The sequence below is a fragment of the Klebsiella sp. G-Nf4 genome (genome assembly GCF_002810615.1).
Classification (GTDB): Bacteria; Pseudomonadota; Gammaproteobacteria; order Enterobacterales; family Enterobacteriaceae; genus Klebsiella; species Klebsiella variicola.
Genome location: NZ_PION01000005.1, coordinates 124716 through 140128 on the forward strand (window position 1 = coordinate 124716; position 15413 = coordinate 140128).

A 15413-nucleotide genomic window follows, 5' to 3' on the forward strand; every position below is an offset into this window, starting at 1 on the left:
AAAGGGCGCCCTCGCGCCCTTCGCCACAACATGGAGTTTATCATGACGAATCGTACCCAACGCCTGAAAGCCAGCCTGTTCGCCCAGCCGCGCGAAATCTCCCTTGAACGCGCATTACTCTACACTGCCAGCCATCGGCAGACGGAGGGCGAACCGGTCATTATCCGCCGGGCAAAAGCCACAGCGTGGATCCTCGATAAGGTGATGATTTCGATTCGTGAGGATGAACTGATCGCTGGCAACCGCACCGTCAAACCACGCGCGGGGATCATGTCGCCAGAGATGGACCCCTACTGGCTGCTCAACGAGCTCGACGCCTTCCCGACCCGCCCGCAGGATCGCTTCGAAATAAGCGAAGAAGATAAACAAATCTACCGCGAAACGCTGTTCCCCTACTGGGAAAAGCGCTCAATGAAAGATTTCATCAACGGTCAGATGACTGAAGAGGTCAAGGCTGCTGTCAGCACCCAGATATTTAGCGTTAACCAGACCGATAAAGGCCAGGGCCATATCATCATCGACTATCCACGACTGCTGAATCATGGCCTTGGCGCGCTGGTCACCGAACTCAAAACGCACTGCGCCCAGCAACCGGAGAACCCCTTTTATCAGGCGGTACTGATTCTGCTGGAAGCTTCCCAGCGCCATATTCTGCGCTACGCCGCGCTGGCCGAAGCGATGGCCGCGAACTGCACGAACGCGCAGCGTCAGCAAGAGCTGTTAACCATCGCCGCTATTTCGCGCCACAATGCGCAGCATCGGCCAACGGACTTCCCCCAGGCCTGCCAGCTGTTCTGGTATATGAATATCATTCTGCAGTACGAATCCAATGCCAGCTCGATTTCGCTGGGGCGTTTTGACCAGTATATGCTGCCGTTTTATCAGGCATCGCTAAATCAGGGTCAGGATCCCGCGTATCTCAAGGCGCTGCTGGAGTCGCTGTGGGTGAAATGCAACGATATCGTCCTGCTACGCTCCTCCAGCAGCGCGCGCTATTTCGCGGGTTTTCCCACTGGCTATACCGCCCTGCTCGGCGGGCTGACGGACACCGGGCGCAGCGCGGTCAACGTGCTGTCATTTTTATGCCTCGACGCCTATCAAAACGTTCAGCTACCGCAGCCGAATCTGGGCGTGCGGGTCAACGAGCTGATTGATCGCCCGTTCCTGCGCAAAACTGCCGAAACCATCCGCCTGGGCACCGGCATCCCGCAGATTTTCAATGACGAGGTGGTGGTCCCTGCTTTCCTCAATCGCGGCGTGTCGCTGGAAGATGCCCGTGATTACGCGGTGGTTGGCTGCGTGGAGCTCTCCATTCCCGGCCGCACTTACGGCCTGCACGATATCGCCATGTTTAATCTGTTGAAGGTGATGGAAATTGTGCTGCAGGAGAATGAAGGGCAACCTGAAGTCAGCTGGGACGGGCTTATCAGCCAGATCCGCGACAAAATCCGCCATTACATCAAGCTGATGGTCGAGGGCAGCAACATTTGCGATATCGGCCACCGCGACTGGGCACCGGTCCCACTGCTCTCCTCGTTCATTGAAGATTGCGTGCAGCACGGCAAAGATATCACCGCTGGCGGCGCGCGCTATAACTTCTCCGGCGTCCAGGGTATCGGGATCGCTAACCTTAGCGATTCGTTGCACGCCCTGAAAGGTATGGTCTTCGACCAGCAGCGTCTCAGCTTTGACCAACTGATGGCCGTGCTGAAAGCCAATTTCCAGACGCCGGAAGGGGAAAAAATCCGCGCCCGGCTGATTAACCGTTTTGACAAGTACGGCAACGATATCGACGATGTCGACAATATTAGCGCCGATCTGCTGCGTTTTTACTGCAAAGAGGTTGAGCAGTATCTGAACCCACGTGGCGGTCATTTTACCCCCGGCTCCTACACCGTCTCCGCGCACGTGCCGCTGGGTTCGGTGGTGGGCGCCACCCCGGACGGGCGGCTGGCCGGTGAGCAACTGGCAGACGGCGGCCTGTCGCCGATGGTCGGTCAGGATTCCCAGGGGCCAACGGCAGTGCTGAAATCGGTCAGCAAGCTGGATAACTATCTGCTGTCGAACGGTACGTTGCTAAACGTCAAATTCACCCCGGCAACGCTGGCCGGCGACGGCGGCCTGAACAAACTGGCAGACTTTTTACAGGCCTTTTGCAAGCTCAAGCTGCAGCATATTCAGTTCAACGTGGTCAACGCCGACACCCTGCGTGAAGCGCAGCAGCGGCCGCAGGACTTTGCCGGCCTGGTGGTACGCGTCGCGGGCTACAGCGCCTTCTTTGTTGAGCTGTCAAAGGAGATTCAGGATGACATTATCCGCCGCACCGCGCATCAGCTGTGAGGTCATCGACACGCGCGCCGACCGGGCGCGCATTTTTAACCTCCAGCGCTACTCGCTCAATGACGGACAAGGGATCCGCACGGTGGTCTTTTTTAAAGGCTGCCCTCATACCTGCCCGTGGTGCGCCAATCCCGAATCAATTTCACCCAGGATTCAGACCCTGCGCCGGGAGAGCAAATGCCTGCGCTGCACCCGCTGCCTGCAGGACGTCGCCGAATGTCCGTCCGGTGCGTGGGAACAGATTGGCCGCGATGTGACGCTGGATAACCTGTTGCAGGAGGTGCTGAAGGATGAGGTCTTCTTTCGCGCCTCCGGCGGCGGCGTCACCCTCTCCGGGGGCGAAGTGCTCATGCAGGCCGGGTTTGCCGCCCGCTTTCTCCAGCGCCTGCGCCAGTGGGGGATCCGCACCGCCATCGAAACCGCGGGCGACTGCGCTTTCGACCGCTTCCTGCCGGTGGCCGAAGCCTGCAATGAAGTCCTGTTTGATTTTAAAATCATGGAACCTGAGCGGGCGCGGTCGCTGCTGCGAATGAATCAGCCACGGGTGCTGGACAATTTTCGCCAGCTGGCGGCGAGAAAAATCAACCTGATCCCGCGGGTGCCGCTGATCCCAGGCTACACCCTGAACGTCGATAATTTTCGCCAGATTCTGGCGTTTCTCGCGCCGTTCGCGCTAAAAGAAATACACCTGCTGCCGTTTCATCAATATGGCGAGCCCAAATACCGTCTGCTGGGCAAACGCTGGCCGCTCGCCGGCGTGAAAGCACCTGACGAAGCGGAAATTCAACCTTACCGGACGCTGGCCGAAGCGGCCGGATTCCACGTCACTATCGGCGGATAACGCCAGGAGGATATTATGGACTTTACGATCGTTGCCGTAACCGCCTGCGTCAGCGGGGTGGCGCATACCTACATGGCCGCCGAACGACTGGAAAAGGTCGGTCATCATGAAAAATGGCACCTGAAAGTCGAAACCCAGGGCGCGCTCGGTGTTGAAAACCGGATCACCGCCGAAGATATCGCCCGCGCCGAAGTGGTGCTGCTGGTGACGGATATCGAAATCGATGACGCCCAGCGCTTTAGCGGCCTGCGGACGATTAAAACCAGCATCAAGAGCTTCCTGCTGCAGCCGCAGCAGATCGTCGAGGCCGTGAAAAGCATCATGAAAAAGCCGGTCGTCTATGTAGAACTTCCCTGACCGGCGACAGACCTTATTCTACATCCAGCAGCCACTTTTGCGCCGGCGTCAGCCGGCTTGCCGTCTCCGGCGTCAGCCAGCGCCGCTGGTCCTGCTGCGGCGTATCCGCGCGATCGATATATAACCCATGCAGTACGCGTCGTCTGCTGCCTTCACGATTACGAGTACCACCGTGCCAGGCGTGCGCGTTATAAATCATCACACTGCCGGCCGGTGCGGCAAACACAATCTCATCGGGATGGGTCAGTTCCGGGTCGGCCAGCACCTCCTCCGGCAACGCCGGGCGCAGGTGGGTACCGGGAATGATCCGCGGTGCACCGTTGGCGGCGCTCAGATCATCTATCGCCCAGATAGTATTCACCAGGTGGACTTTGGGAAAATCCGGGCGCGGCTTTTTCCAGTCGGCGTGCAGCGGCTGATGACCACCGTTATACAGCGCCTCGCGCGCGTTCAGGCTGGAGACTTTAAAATCGCCGCCGAAGATATAGCGACAAGCGGAGAGGATCAGCGGATGCGACCAGACTTTCTCCCAGATAACTCCCTTATTAATCAGGTTAGCGATCCGCGTCGCCGTCGCCTCCTGATGATGTTCCATCGCCAGATTGTCGCCTTCGCGTTCAACCAGGGTGTCAATGAGCAGGCGCATTTCGCTCAGCCACTGGGCGTCAACGACGTTATGCACGACGGTGTAGCCGAGGGTGTCGAGCTCGTGTTTCATTTGCGCGCTGAGCGCCAGGCTGGCGCCTAACGCATCGAGAAAGCTAGCCGATGATGAGTTCATTTTGCGTTCCTTTTAACGTTCCGATAACACAAATAAACTCTACTGGCCCCGCCGCGGTATAACAGGAGGCGAGCGCTACGAAAAACTGGACATACGTATGCGAGCTCACAAAGTGTGATGGGCATCAATAATCTTATTTCCGACGATGGATGCGCTGCAGTTGGTCATGAATTCGCAGCGCAAAATCGCTAAACAAACGCTGTCGAGCCGAAAAAATTAGATTACCATCAACAGGATAATGCGCATGCTGAGGCCATAGAATGATTGAAGAACTGCCGGATATTCTGCATCGGTTAATCGGTCAAAAAGATCACTTACAGGTGAGATTTCCTGAGCCGGATATCTCCGTGCCTGCCCTCGCCTTCAACGTGCCGTTTCCGCGTCTGGAAATTGTGCTGGAGGGCCAGCTGAGTGAACAGGGACTGCCGCTGGCCGCCTCGACGTTAACCACGCTGCAGGTACTGTACGTGCAGGCGGGGAAGTGGACGCTGCCGCAGTGGACCGGCCAGGCCACTACCCTGAGCATCCTGTTTGGTCGGCAGAAACTGGGATTCAGTATTCAGCGCTGGGACGGGAAATGCCTGCATACGGAAAAGCAGAGCGTTTCCCGCCTCGGACCGCGCGTGGGCTCTTACCTGTTGCTGAGCCTGAATGAAGTCAGCCTGCAACCCGACCCGCTGACCGCACGGCTGGTGGTCGCCGCGCTGTTGAGTCATTGTCGTGAACAGCTGGTCGGTCTGGAAATGCGCGTCAGCCGCAGTCGGGATCTGTTTCTCGCCGTCCAGGACTACCTCGAGGAAAATCTTAGCCTGCCGCTGACACGGGAATCGGTAGCCAAACGTTTTCACATCACACCCAACTATCTATCGCATATTTTTCAGAAATCAGGCTCGGTGGGATTTAATGAGTATCTGACCCGGGTTCGCCTGGAAAAGGCGAAGCAGCTACTGCGCGGCTATGACCTGAAGGTGAAAGAGATCGCCCATAATTGCGGTTTCGTCGACAGCAACTATTTTTGCCGGGTATTCAAACGCTACACCGAACGCTCACCGTCGGAGTATCGGCGACACTGCCGTAGCGCGCAGCAGGCCTAACCTGCCGCGCCGGAATCTTACGCCCACTCCACGCGTCCGCGTCCGTTGTGCTTGGCCTTGTACAGCGCCTCGTCGACTTTACGGATAAATGTCTCCTGCGCTTCGCCTGGCCGCCACATTCCGACGCCAATGCTGATCGACAACGGCGTCTGATGATTGATCAGGATGGTGCCGGCATTGTCGAGGATCGCCTGCGCCAGGGCGTGCAGCTCGGGCTCCGACAGGCCATCGACGATAATGGCAAACTCTTCCCCACCGATACGCGCCGGCTGGATGCGATCGCTGGTCAAGTTTGCCAGCTGTTTACCCAGCGAAAATAACACTTCATCGCCCACCAGATGGCCCAAGGTATCGTTAATTTTCTTAAAAAAATCGATATCCAGAATCATGAGTCCCAGCGCATGCCCGGACTTCTCGCGGATGGTATTGATGAAAAAACGCCGGTTGGGCAACTGGGTGAGCTCATCCTTCAGGGATTGCGATCGCGCGTCAACGTACAGCAGGTTAATCCGCTCAATAATTTTGTAGACACCCACCACGGTCAGCAGCATCCCGGAGAGGCGCAGCAGATCTTCGCAGTAATAGCCCATCCAGCGCGGCTGAACCACGATCTCATCCATCACGTCAAAGGTGCCACCGGCAATCCACAGCAGCAGCCCATAACGCACCCAGTTGACGGCAATGTGGCTCATCCGCACCTTTGCCGAGCTCCACAGCATAAACACCAGAAACAACAACGCCAGTAGATCGATATAGAGGCCGGGGTTAGTCAGGATCTCGTGTCGTGTGCCGACCGGAGGCGACACCAGGACACAGCCGACAGCGATGGCGACGATAACCAGCAGCGCTGGCAGGAGCGTCACCCGGGCCGCAGCGGCCGGGCCGGGGCGATTCGCAGGAGTATGGAGTTCAGGCATAGCGATGTCTCATGGTAACAACAGGGCCGATCGCGAGACAGGATAGCAGTTAAGCGTAGCGGGACGAATGAAAAAGCGACGGATCGGTAAAATGGTGGGCGCTGGACTGACCCCGCGGAATTGTTCCAACGTACTACCACTCCATGGCGACGAGGTCAGTGGCGCGGATACTAGCGGCTTCATCCGCCATCTGATTAGCTTTCCGTGCGGCGCCGTCGATAGCCGACGGCGCCTGCTCAGGGATTAGCCGCTAAACACCCGCGCCTTGCCGCTGACCGTCAGTCGTACCGTCGCGCCGGGCTGCCACGCCGGCTGGCTCACGGTTCGCAGGACAATCGGCCGCTCGTGCCCGGCCATCGACAGCGTCAACGTGGAAAGCTGGCCTGAGAAATCGACATCGCGGATGATGGCGGTACTTTCCTGCGGCCCGCTCACACTGACGCTCAGTTGTTCCGGACGCAGCATCACCCTGCCTTCGCCAGCAGGATGCAGTGCGTCCGTCGCCAGGTCCCCCAGCACGCAGCTTGCCCGGCCGGGGCTCAGGCGCGCAGGAAGGATCAGGGCATCGCCAAGAAACAACGCCGTCTCTTCATCCACTGGCTGCGAGTAAACTGTCAGCGGCGTTCCGACCTGGGCAAAGCGCCCCTGGCGCATCACCGCCACCTGAGTGGCAAACGACAGCGCTTCGTTCTGATCATGGGTCACCAGAATCGAGGCGATTCCCGTCTCGGCCAGCAGGTCCGCCGTCGCTTTACGTGTGCTGGCGCGCAGCCCGGTATCCAGTGCAGAAAACGGCTCATCCAGCAGCATCAGCGCCGGCTGCTGAGCCAGTGCACGGGCCAGGGCAACGCGCTGCTGCTGACCACCGGAAATTTCATGTGGCCAGTGGCTCGCCAGGGCAGGGTCGAGGGCGACCATCTCCATCAACGCCCCCACCCGGCGACGCTTCTCCTCACGGCTGGCGTCCAGCCCCCAGGCGATATTGTCCGCAACATTGAGATGAGGAAACAGCGCCCCTTCCTGCGGAACATAACCGATCCGCCGCTGGTGGGCGGGGACAAACACGCCGTCGGCAAACAGAGGAGTACCGTGCATGACGATCCGCCCGCGATCAGGCGTTTCGAAACCGGCGAGAATGCGCAGCAGCGTGGTTTTTCCCGAGCCCGACGGACCAACAATGGCCGTCCGGCTCCCCGGCGCCACGGTCAGATTGAGATTATCGAGAACCAGCGCATCGGCGAAGGATTTCGAAATAGAAGACAATTCCAGCATGTTACAACCCTGCCATTTTTTTCGACTGCATATAAAGAACCGCGGTCAGCGGCAGCGAAATGACGATCATCAGCAGCGCGTACGGCGCCGCCGCCACGTAGTCGATCTCGCTGGTTAACGCCCAAAAACCGGTCGACAAGGTGCGGGTGCCTAACGGCGAGAGCAGTAGCGTGGCGGTGAGCTCATTGCTGACGCCAAGGAACACCAGCGCGGCCCCTGCGGCCGCACCCGGCGCGGCAAGCCGCATGGTAATACTCCACAGGGCGCGGGCCGGACTGCGTCCGAGGCTACGGGCAACGTTTTCCAGTTCTACCGGCGCCTGCGCGATACCGGCACGCAGGTTAATGAGCGCACGCGGCATAAACATCAACAGATAGGCCAGAAACAACGTCACTTCGGTCTGGTACACCGGGCGGGCGTAGTGGATGGTGACCGTCACCAGCGCCAGCGCGGTAACAATGCCGGGCAGCGAGCTGGTGATGTAATTACACCCCTCCAGCAGGCGGAACAGCGGGCGCGGATAGCGCACGCCGAGCCACGCAATGGGGATCGCGCAGGTTGTCGTCAGCAGCGCCCCGCCCACGCCCAGTAGCAGGGTCTGGCGCAGCGAATGCCACAGATCGGCATGCAGCCAGTTGTCGATGCCGCCCAGCCACAGCCAGCGGCACAGGACCAGTAAGGGAACCCCCATCGCCAGCATCACCAGCAGCAGAAGCAGTAGCTGCGCGCCAACAGCCGCCCCTTTACCCAGCACAAGCCGCTTCTGCTCGCGGGCCGCCCCGGCGCCGATACGCGCGTAACGCGCTTTACCGCGTGAGGCGCTCTCCAGCAGCAGGATCGCCAGGCAGCACAAGGCCAGCACGCCTGCCAGCATATTGGCGGCCGGACCGCTGAAGGTCGACTGGAACTGATCGTAAATAGCAGTCGTGAAGGTATCGAAGCGGATCATCACATACAGGCCATATTCCGCCAGCAGATGCAGGGCCACCAGCAGCGCACCGCCGCAGATTGCCAGACGCAGCTGCGGGAGCACCACCCGGAAGAACACTTTCCACGGCGGCGTGCCCAGCGATGCGGCGACATCTTCAAGGGTGGGATCGAGGCGGCGCAGCACGGCCGCCACCGGCATATAAATAAACGGATAGTAGGCCAACACCGAGAGAAACACCCCGGCGGAGAGGCCATGCAGCGAAGGCACGGCGCTGACCCAGGCGTAGCTCTGGACAAAGGCTGGAATCGCCAGCGGGGCCACCGCCAGCGCCGACCACAGCTGCCGACCGGCAAGGGCGGTACGTTCCGTCAGCCAGGCCAGCGTCACGCCGAGCACAATGCTGATGGGGACCGCCAGCACCGTCAGCCACAGGGTATTGCTGAGCAGCTCCCCTACCCGCGGACGAAAGACCAGCGCTTTGATCGTCGGCCAGCCGGTGTCGAGTCCGACCGCCACCACAAACCCTAACGGCAACAGCGCCAGCAATGAAAACAGCAGCGCTAACGCAACCATCGGAAATGCAGGACGCCTGCGCTCGGGCAGGCGTCCTGTTTTCTTTCCGAGCGACAGACTCAGAACAGACATAGCAACATCACTTCCTCAGGATCAGAGCAGGCCAGCCTGCATCATCAGCTCAATGACCTTTTTACTGTTCAGCGAGGAAGGTTCTACCTTCGGTGCATCCAGATCTTTCAGCGGGGTCAGTTTCGGGTTAGAGGCCGCATCTACCCCCACGGCATATTCGAAGGCGTTATTGGTGCGCAGCGCATCCTGCCCCTGTTTGCCGGTGATCCATTTAATAAAGGCCTGCGCCTGCGCTTTATGTTTGCTGGAGGCCAGCACACCGCCGCCGGAAATGCTGACGAAGGCGCCCGGATCCTGGTGTTTGAAGTAATACAGTTGGGTGTTTTTGCTGTTCTCGCCGGTTTTTGACTGGTCGACGAAGCGATAGTAGTGGTAGATCACCCCGCCGTCGATCTGCCCGGCGTTGACAGCTTTCATCACCGTGCTGTTGCCTTTATAGGCGACAAAGTTGGTTTTCATCGCCTTCAGCCAGTCGAGAGTCGCCTGCTCACCCTTCAGCGCCAGCATTGCGCTGACGATAGCCTGGAAATCAGCCCCCGATGGCGAAGCCGCCCAGCGCCCTTTCCACTCCGGTTTTGCCAGATCCATCAGCGAGTGCGGCAGCTGCGCCTCGCTGATTTTCGCCGGGTTGTAGACGAAAACGGTGCTGCGCGCGGCGATGCCGATCCAGCGACCATGCTGCGGACGGTACTGCGCCGGAACCTGCTGCAGGGTGGCAGCATCCAGCGGGGCGAAAAGTTTGGCATTATCGACCAGCACCATCGACGGCGAGTTCTCGGTCAGAAACACATCGGCCGGCGACGCGGAGCCTTCCTGAACCAGCTGGTTACCCAGCTCACTGTCATCGCCATTGCGCAGCGTGACCTTAATACCGGTCTCTTTGGTAAATCCATCCACCCACGACTTCACCAGATTTTCGTGCTGGGCGTTGTAGACCACAATCCCGTCCTGAGCGTCAGCCGCCATCCCCTGCGGCGCCAGAAACAGAGAAGCGGCAACCAACGCTGCCGTACGGAGGGGCGATAAGCGAGATTTCATGAACGCATCCTTAATGAAATAGGGCAATAAACGGTAAATAGCCTGAGCGGAAAGGATTAAATCACAGCAAAAAAAGAATGATAATGAAAACAATTATCATAAACTTAAAAAAGCAAAAAATAGCGCCGGGCTGTTATTAGGGATTAGAAAATGCTTAAAACCATCCATTGCCGGAATTTATATTAAGAAAACATTAAGATCGTTTTTTTATTCCTGTCGTGACGGAGTCGTAGCCGCATTCGGACGTGAGCGGTTTTTATCTGCAGGTATTGTGATAATGATCATGTTTTTACATGCTCCGTCGTCACGGAGGATATCCCCCTTCTACGATCATTGGATAACGCCTTTTCAGCGGGATGGATGGTTCATTTTATGCTCGCTCCACATAGCACGCGTAAAAAATGAAAAAGATAACGGTGCGAAACGCATGGATTGCCTTTTCCCTGGCGCTGGTGGTATTTCTGGCTGGGGTGTTCGTCATTAACTGGCAGCTGTGGCATTCAGACCAGGCCACCCATGTCGCCTCCGCCCGTCAGGCGGCGAAGAAAATCGCCGTTATTATTGATGAGGCTCGAGCCGCGACGGTCACAGCCCTGAACGTCAGCCGCAGCGGTTGCTCCGTGCAGGGCCAGTTTCAGCTCGGAACCGAGACCGCTCTGCAGCCACATTTGCGTACCATTTTGCTGATAAAAGATGGCCAGGTGTGGTGCTCGTCGCTGCCAGGAAATCGCGTACTGACGCTTCATCCTGAGTCTTTGTCTGTTGAGCCACTGCTGCTATTGCCAGCCAGAATGATGGTTAATAAGCGACCGGTGCTCATTTATCAGACGCACTCAGCGCAGATCCGGGTGATTGTCACTATCAGCGACGTGCATCTCCGTGATGCTCTGTATAGCGATACGGATAACGACGGACTGGTACTATGGGTCAACCATCAGATGATCGCCAGGTATGGCGATGTGGAATCGCTAAACGCAGGTCCACATCAGGGTATATTTAGCTCACCGGACTACCCGTTTCGCATTATCTATCCCGAGTCGCCTTTTTTTAGCCCCGGCCGCTTATTTCATAATGGTTTCGGTCTGCTGATTTTTATTTTTTCTGTCTCACTGCTGTTTTATTTCCTGCTGCGCAAATACCTCAATGTCTATACCTCTGAAGAAGAGAATTTGCGCTACGCTATCGCCCAGGGGGATATCGTTCCCTACTACCAGCCCGTCGTGAATGGGAAAACGGGAGAGATATACGGCGTGGAAATTCTCGCCCGCTGGAAAAATACCACCGCGCAGTGGCGTTCGCCCGCTGAATTTATTCCACTGGCCGAACGTACCGGCTTAATTATCCCACTGACCCGCAGCCTGATGGCGCAGGTCGCCGCCCAGATGAGACCCATCTTCAGTAAGCTGCCGGATGGGTTTCATATTGGCCTGAATATCAGCGCGTCACACATTAACGCTCCGACGTTTATCGACGATTGCCTGCACTATCAGCGCGGCTTTGAGGGCAAAGCGGTGAAGCTGATGCTGGAGATCACGGAGCAGGAGCCGCTGTTGCTCAACGGCGCGGTTGTGGACAAGCTCAAAACGCTACACTCCCGCGGGTTTTCCATCGCGCTGGACGACTTTGGCACCGGCTATTCCGGGCTTTCCTATCTCCACGAGCTGGTTTTCGACTATATCAAAATCGATCAGAGCTTTGTCGGCAGGGTGACCGGGGAGACACCGTCAAGCAAACTGCTGGACTGCGTGATAGAGATGGCCCGGACGCTGTCACTGCGCATCATTGCCGAGGGCGTCGAAACCCAGGCCCAGCTGGATTATCTCAATCGCCAGAATATTCATCTGTTACAGGGCTACTATTTCTGGAAGCCAATGCCCTACGTCGCCCTGGTCATGCTTCTGCTGAGCAAACCGAAGGCGCGAATTGTCGAAGAATAAGCGGGCGACCCATCACCCGCTGGCCTGCACCAACGTCATCACTGAGTGAACGTGTTCAGCGCATCCTGTCGAGTCTCCTTAATGGAAAAGATGCGATCCATACGGGTGAGCTTAAACAGGCTTTTAATCGTATCATTGAGCGAACACAGCACCAGCTCGCCCTGACCGTTGACGCTTTTCAGAATGGATACCAGCGCGCCAAGACAACTACTGTCGATGAAATCGACGTGGCTCAGATCCAGCAGCACGTTTTTGGTATCCGGGTCGATAGCCTCCAGAACCTGCTGCTTAAACGCCTGTACGACGGAAGCGTCCAGTCGGCGCACCAGTGGCATAATAATTTTTACGCCCTGCTCGGTATGTAATTCAACGTTCATGCTCATCCTCAATAGTGACTGATATCCGTCGACGAGTCCCTTTTCCGCTCGGCGTGTTCTCTCTTTAGCAGGTGATACCCCAAATATCCCGGGCGTAGCCACGTATGGTTCTGTCGCTGGAAAATTCTCCCATCCGACAAATATTGAGTAAGGCCCGACGGTGCCATTGTTCCGGCAGTTCAAAATCGGCCATCGCCTGCCGCTGGACCTGACAATAACTGTCGAAATCCAGTAAATGACAGTAATGATCGCCCTCCGTCAACATGTGGTGAAGTGGTGCAAACAGCTCACGATCGCTGGTGAACAACCCAGACACGAGGGTATCGACAACACGCGCAATAGCCGGGTTCTGATGATAGAAAGCATGGTGATGCCCGAGTCGCCGGCTCTCTTCAATCTCTTCCGCTACGGCGCCAAACAGATAAAAATTATCGATTCCCACGGCCTCGCGGATTTCGATATTCGCCCCATCATAGGTGCCGATAGTTAATGCGCCGTTCATGGCAAACTTCATATTGCTGGTGCCGGACGCCTCGGTGCCGGCGGTGGAGATCTGCTCAGAGAGATCCGTGGCCGGAATGATTTTTTCCGCCAGCGAGACTTTATAATCTTCGAGGAAAACCACTTTAAGCTGCCCGGCAACCTGCGGGTCGCTGTTAATTTTCCGGGCGACGGTATTAATCAACTGAATAATCAGCTTCGCCATCCGATAGCCCGGCGCCGCTTTACCCGCAAACAAATGCACCTTAGGCGCGATAGTTTTCCCTGTCTCTTTGATATCCAGGTAAAGCGCGATCACGTGAAGAATATTGAGCAACTGACGCTTATATTCATGAATACGTTTGACCTGACAATCAAACATCGCCAGCGGATCCAGGGCAATGCCATAGCGTTGAGCAACCAGCTGGCTGAGCGCGGTTTTGTTGGCAAATTTAATGGCCCGGATGTTATCAATAACAGCAGTATCATCGGCCAGTCTTTCCAGACTGGACAGCAAGGGTAAATCGGTTGGCCACCCTTCCCCCAGCTGTTGGTGCAAAAATGCTGCCAGGCCGGGGTTAGCCTGCTGCACCCAGCGTCGCGGCGTGACGCCGTTGGTCTGATTAATGAATTTCTCCGGGGTCATAAAATAGAAGTCCGGCACCAGTTGTTTCTTGACCAGTTCCGAATGCAGCCATGCTACCCCGTTCACGCGATGGCTACCAACAATGGCCAGATTGGCCATGCGGATTTGCTTATCGTGATGTTCGTCAATTAAAGACAGCGAAGATAACAGATGATGTTTATCCGGCCAGCGCCGGGCCACCTCTTCAAGGAAACGATGGTTGATCTCAAATATAATTTGCAAATGACGCGGCAGCAGTTTTTCAAACAGCGTCACCGGCCAGGTCTCCAGCGCTTCCGGCATCAACGTATGATTCGTGTAGGCACAGGTGTTTTGCGTTATCTCCCACGCCTGCTCCCAGGGCAACCGGTATTCATCGACCAGGATGCGCATCAGCTCCACCACCGCTAATGCCGGATGGGTGTCATTAAGCTGAATCGCCACATGCTGCGGCAGAAAAGTAATATCGTCATTAACCTCGGCATAGTCACGGAATATATCCCGCAGCGTACAGGCCACCAGAAAATACTCTTGCGTCAACCGCAGCTCTTTTCCGGTCAGCACCTCATCGGATGGATAGAGTATTTTTGAAATATTCTCCGAAGCAATTTTATCACTCACCGCCTTGATATAATCACCACGATTGAAAATATGGATATTAAAGGAGTCAGAGGCGACCGCGCTATAGAGCCGCAGCTTATTGGTCGTCGTATCCCGGTAGCCGGAAACGAAATAGTCATGGGGAATACCGATAATCGTTTTCCAACCCAGCCACATTGGGTTGTAATTACCATCAACATCTTCGCTGTGTTCAATATAGCCTCCCAGCGGGATCAGGATTTGCTGAGCATGGTGTTCGACCAGCCACGGGGAGTGCATGGAATGCCAGTCATCCGGATGCTCCATCTGCTGGTCATTTTGAAAGGATTGGCGAAAAAGACCATATTCGTATTTGATGCCATGCCCGGATGCGGCAATATCAAGGGTGGCCATCGAATCGATAAAACAGGCGGCTAAGCGCCCTAACCCCCCGTTGCCCAGCGCGGCGTCGGGCTCTTCGTCAAGAAGGTGGTCAAGATCAAACCCCAGGTCATTCACCACCTGGCGCATCTCCGCCAGTAAATTCATATTCAAAAGGTTATTACGCAGCGACTGTCCCAGTAAAAACTCCATCGACAGATAGTAAACGCGCTTTTTATGTTCTTCACGTTGCCGCGTCTGGCTCAACAGAAAATGGTCCTGTTGAAAATGACGAATGGCCAGCGCCACCGCGTTAAAAATATCGCCATGCGTAGCTTTATTTAAGCTAACACACAATGTGTACTTTAATTGCTGTTCTACCAAAACCCGTAGTTCTTTGATTTCTGGACGATTAGTGACAGGCATTCTGACCTCACTGGTCTCTGTATCTGCGTAAAACCATGGCAGGTAAATCATCATTTTTCCAAGTATAGACGAAGATATTTTGCCGAATGGTTTTTATTCCTCAGCACCATTGCCGTTTATAACGAGAGGCTGAATAATTAAAATAACAACCATTTGCAATGGATTGATCGTCACCTTTTCGCCAGCGATAACGCTACAGACATGGCGGGTTTGCGGAGTCGGGAGGTGAAGGTGAAGTGCAGTCAGGACGGCTAGAGGGAAAAGCAAAAAGGGGTTACCTTTCGGTAACCCCTTCTTTTATATGGCGGAAGCGCAGAGATTCGAACTCTGGAACCCTTTCGGGTCGCCGGTTTTCAAGACCGGTGCCTTCAACCGCTCGGCCACACTTCCGG

The 15413-nt window shown here is 56.3% G+C and carries 11 protein-coding genes, 1 tRNA gene and 2 pseudogenes; 6 read left to right on the forward strand and 8 right to left on the reverse strand.

What is annotated here, in order from left to right; translation table 11 throughout:
* The first annotated feature begins 42 nt into the window (after window positions 1-42).
* Genes CWM57_RS12415 through CWM57_RS12425 form a run of 3 tightly spaced genes read left to right on the forward strand, consistent with a single transcriptional unit; the run spans window position 43 to window position 3538 of the window.
* Window positions 43-2340 carry a formate C-acetyltransferase gene (locus CWM57_RS12415; RefSeq protein ID WP_100675993.1) on the forward strand — a complete coding sequence of 766 codons (2298 nt, stop codon included), beginning with the start codon at window positions 43-45 and terminating at the stop codon, window positions 2338-2340.
* On the forward strand, window positions 2306-3181 hold the full coding sequence (locus tag CWM57_RS12420) for a [formate-C-acetyltransferase]-activating enzyme (protein WP_100631498.1): 876 nt from the start codon (window positions 2306-2308) through the stop codon (window positions 3179-3181). Before CWM57_RS12415 ends, CWM57_RS12420 begins: the two co-directional genes overlap by 35 nt.
* 15 nt (window positions 3182-3196) lie before the next feature.
* Complete coding sequence (locus tag CWM57_RS12425; RefSeq protein ID WP_061155136.1) at window positions 3197-3538, forward strand: PTS fructose-like transporter subunit IIB; 342 nt, start codon at window positions 3197-3199, stop codon at window positions 3536-3538.
* A gap of 13 nt (window positions 3539-3551) precedes the next feature.
* On the opposite strand, the gene CWM57_RS12430 is transcribed toward CWM57_RS12425, so the two are convergent.
* Window positions 3552-4319 (reverse strand): phytanoyl-CoA dioxygenase family protein, encoded by a 768-nt coding sequence (locus CWM57_RS12430; RefSeq protein ID WP_074386380.1) that lies wholly within the window; start codon window positions 4317-4319, stop codon window positions 3552-3554.
* Window positions 4320-4579: 260 nt separating this feature from the next.
* On the opposite strand from CWM57_RS12430, the gene CWM57_RS12435 reads away from it, so the two are divergent.
* Window positions 4580-5413, forward strand: a complete 834-nt coding sequence (locus CWM57_RS12435) for a helix-turn-helix transcriptional regulator (protein ID WP_100675994.1) — start codon at window positions 4580-4582, stop codon at window positions 5411-5413.
* Window positions 5414-5430: 17 nt separating this feature from the next.
* On the opposite strand, the gene CWM57_RS12440 is transcribed toward CWM57_RS12435, so the two are convergent.
* The 4 genes from CWM57_RS12440 to CWM57_RS12455 all read right to left on the reverse strand — a co-directional run bounded on the left by CWM57_RS12440 (window position 5431) and on the right by CWM57_RS12455 (window position 10216).
* Window positions 5431-6330 (reverse strand): GGDEF domain-containing protein, encoded by a 900-nt coding sequence (locus CWM57_RS12440; protein ID WP_100631496.1) that lies wholly within the window; start codon window positions 6328-6330, stop codon window positions 5431-5433.
* Window positions 6331-6573: 243 nt separating this feature from the next.
* Window positions 6574-7602: an ABC transporter ATP-binding protein gene (locus CWM57_RS12445; protein WP_074386383.1), complete on the reverse strand. Its 1029-nt coding sequence runs from the start codon at window positions 7600-7602 to the stop codon at window positions 6574-6576.
* A 1-nt stretch (window position 7603) separates the two neighbouring features.
* Entirely contained in the window at window positions 7604-9178 is a 1575-nt protein-coding gene (locus CWM57_RS12450; RefSeq protein WP_165784196.1) for an ABC transporter permease, read from the reverse strand.
* Window positions 9179-9199: 21 nt separating this feature from the next.
* Window positions 9200-10216: an iron ABC transporter substrate-binding protein gene (locus CWM57_RS12455; RefSeq protein WP_100675996.1), complete on the reverse strand. Its 1017-nt coding sequence runs from the start codon at window positions 10214-10216 to the stop codon at window positions 9200-9202.
* Between the two features lie 401 nt (window positions 10217-10617).
* On the opposite strand from CWM57_RS12455, the pseudogene CWM57_RS28200 reads away from it, so the two are divergent.
* Window positions 10618-11232: pseudogene (locus CWM57_RS28200) on the forward strand (CSS-motif domain-containing protein); the annotation flags it as partial.
* A 159-nt stretch (window positions 11233-11391) separates the two neighbouring features.
* Window positions 11392-12153 (forward strand): annotated as a pseudogene (locus tag CWM57_RS28205) (EAL domain-containing protein); the annotation flags it as partial.
* Window positions 12154-12191: 38 nt separating this feature from the next.
* Here the strand turns inward: CWM57_RS28205 and CWM57_RS12465 are convergent.
* From CWM57_RS12465 to CWM57_RS12475, 3 genes are all read right to left on the reverse strand, one after another.
* Window positions 12192-12530, reverse strand: coding sequence for an STAS domain-containing protein (locus CWM57_RS12465; protein ID WP_074386387.1), 339 nt, complete (start codon window positions 12528-12530; stop codon window positions 12192-12194).
* A gap of 64 nt (window positions 12531-12594) precedes the next feature.
* A complete protein-coding gene (locus CWM57_RS12470; protein WP_100675998.1) occupies window positions 12595-15021 on the reverse strand; it encodes a glycogen/starch/alpha-glucan phosphorylase in 2427 nt (808 codons plus the stop codon).
* A gap of 302 nt (window positions 15022-15323) precedes the next feature.
* A tRNA-Ser gene (locus CWM57_RS12475) sits at window positions 15324-15411 on the reverse strand.
* Window positions 15412-15413: the final 2 nt, after the last annotated feature.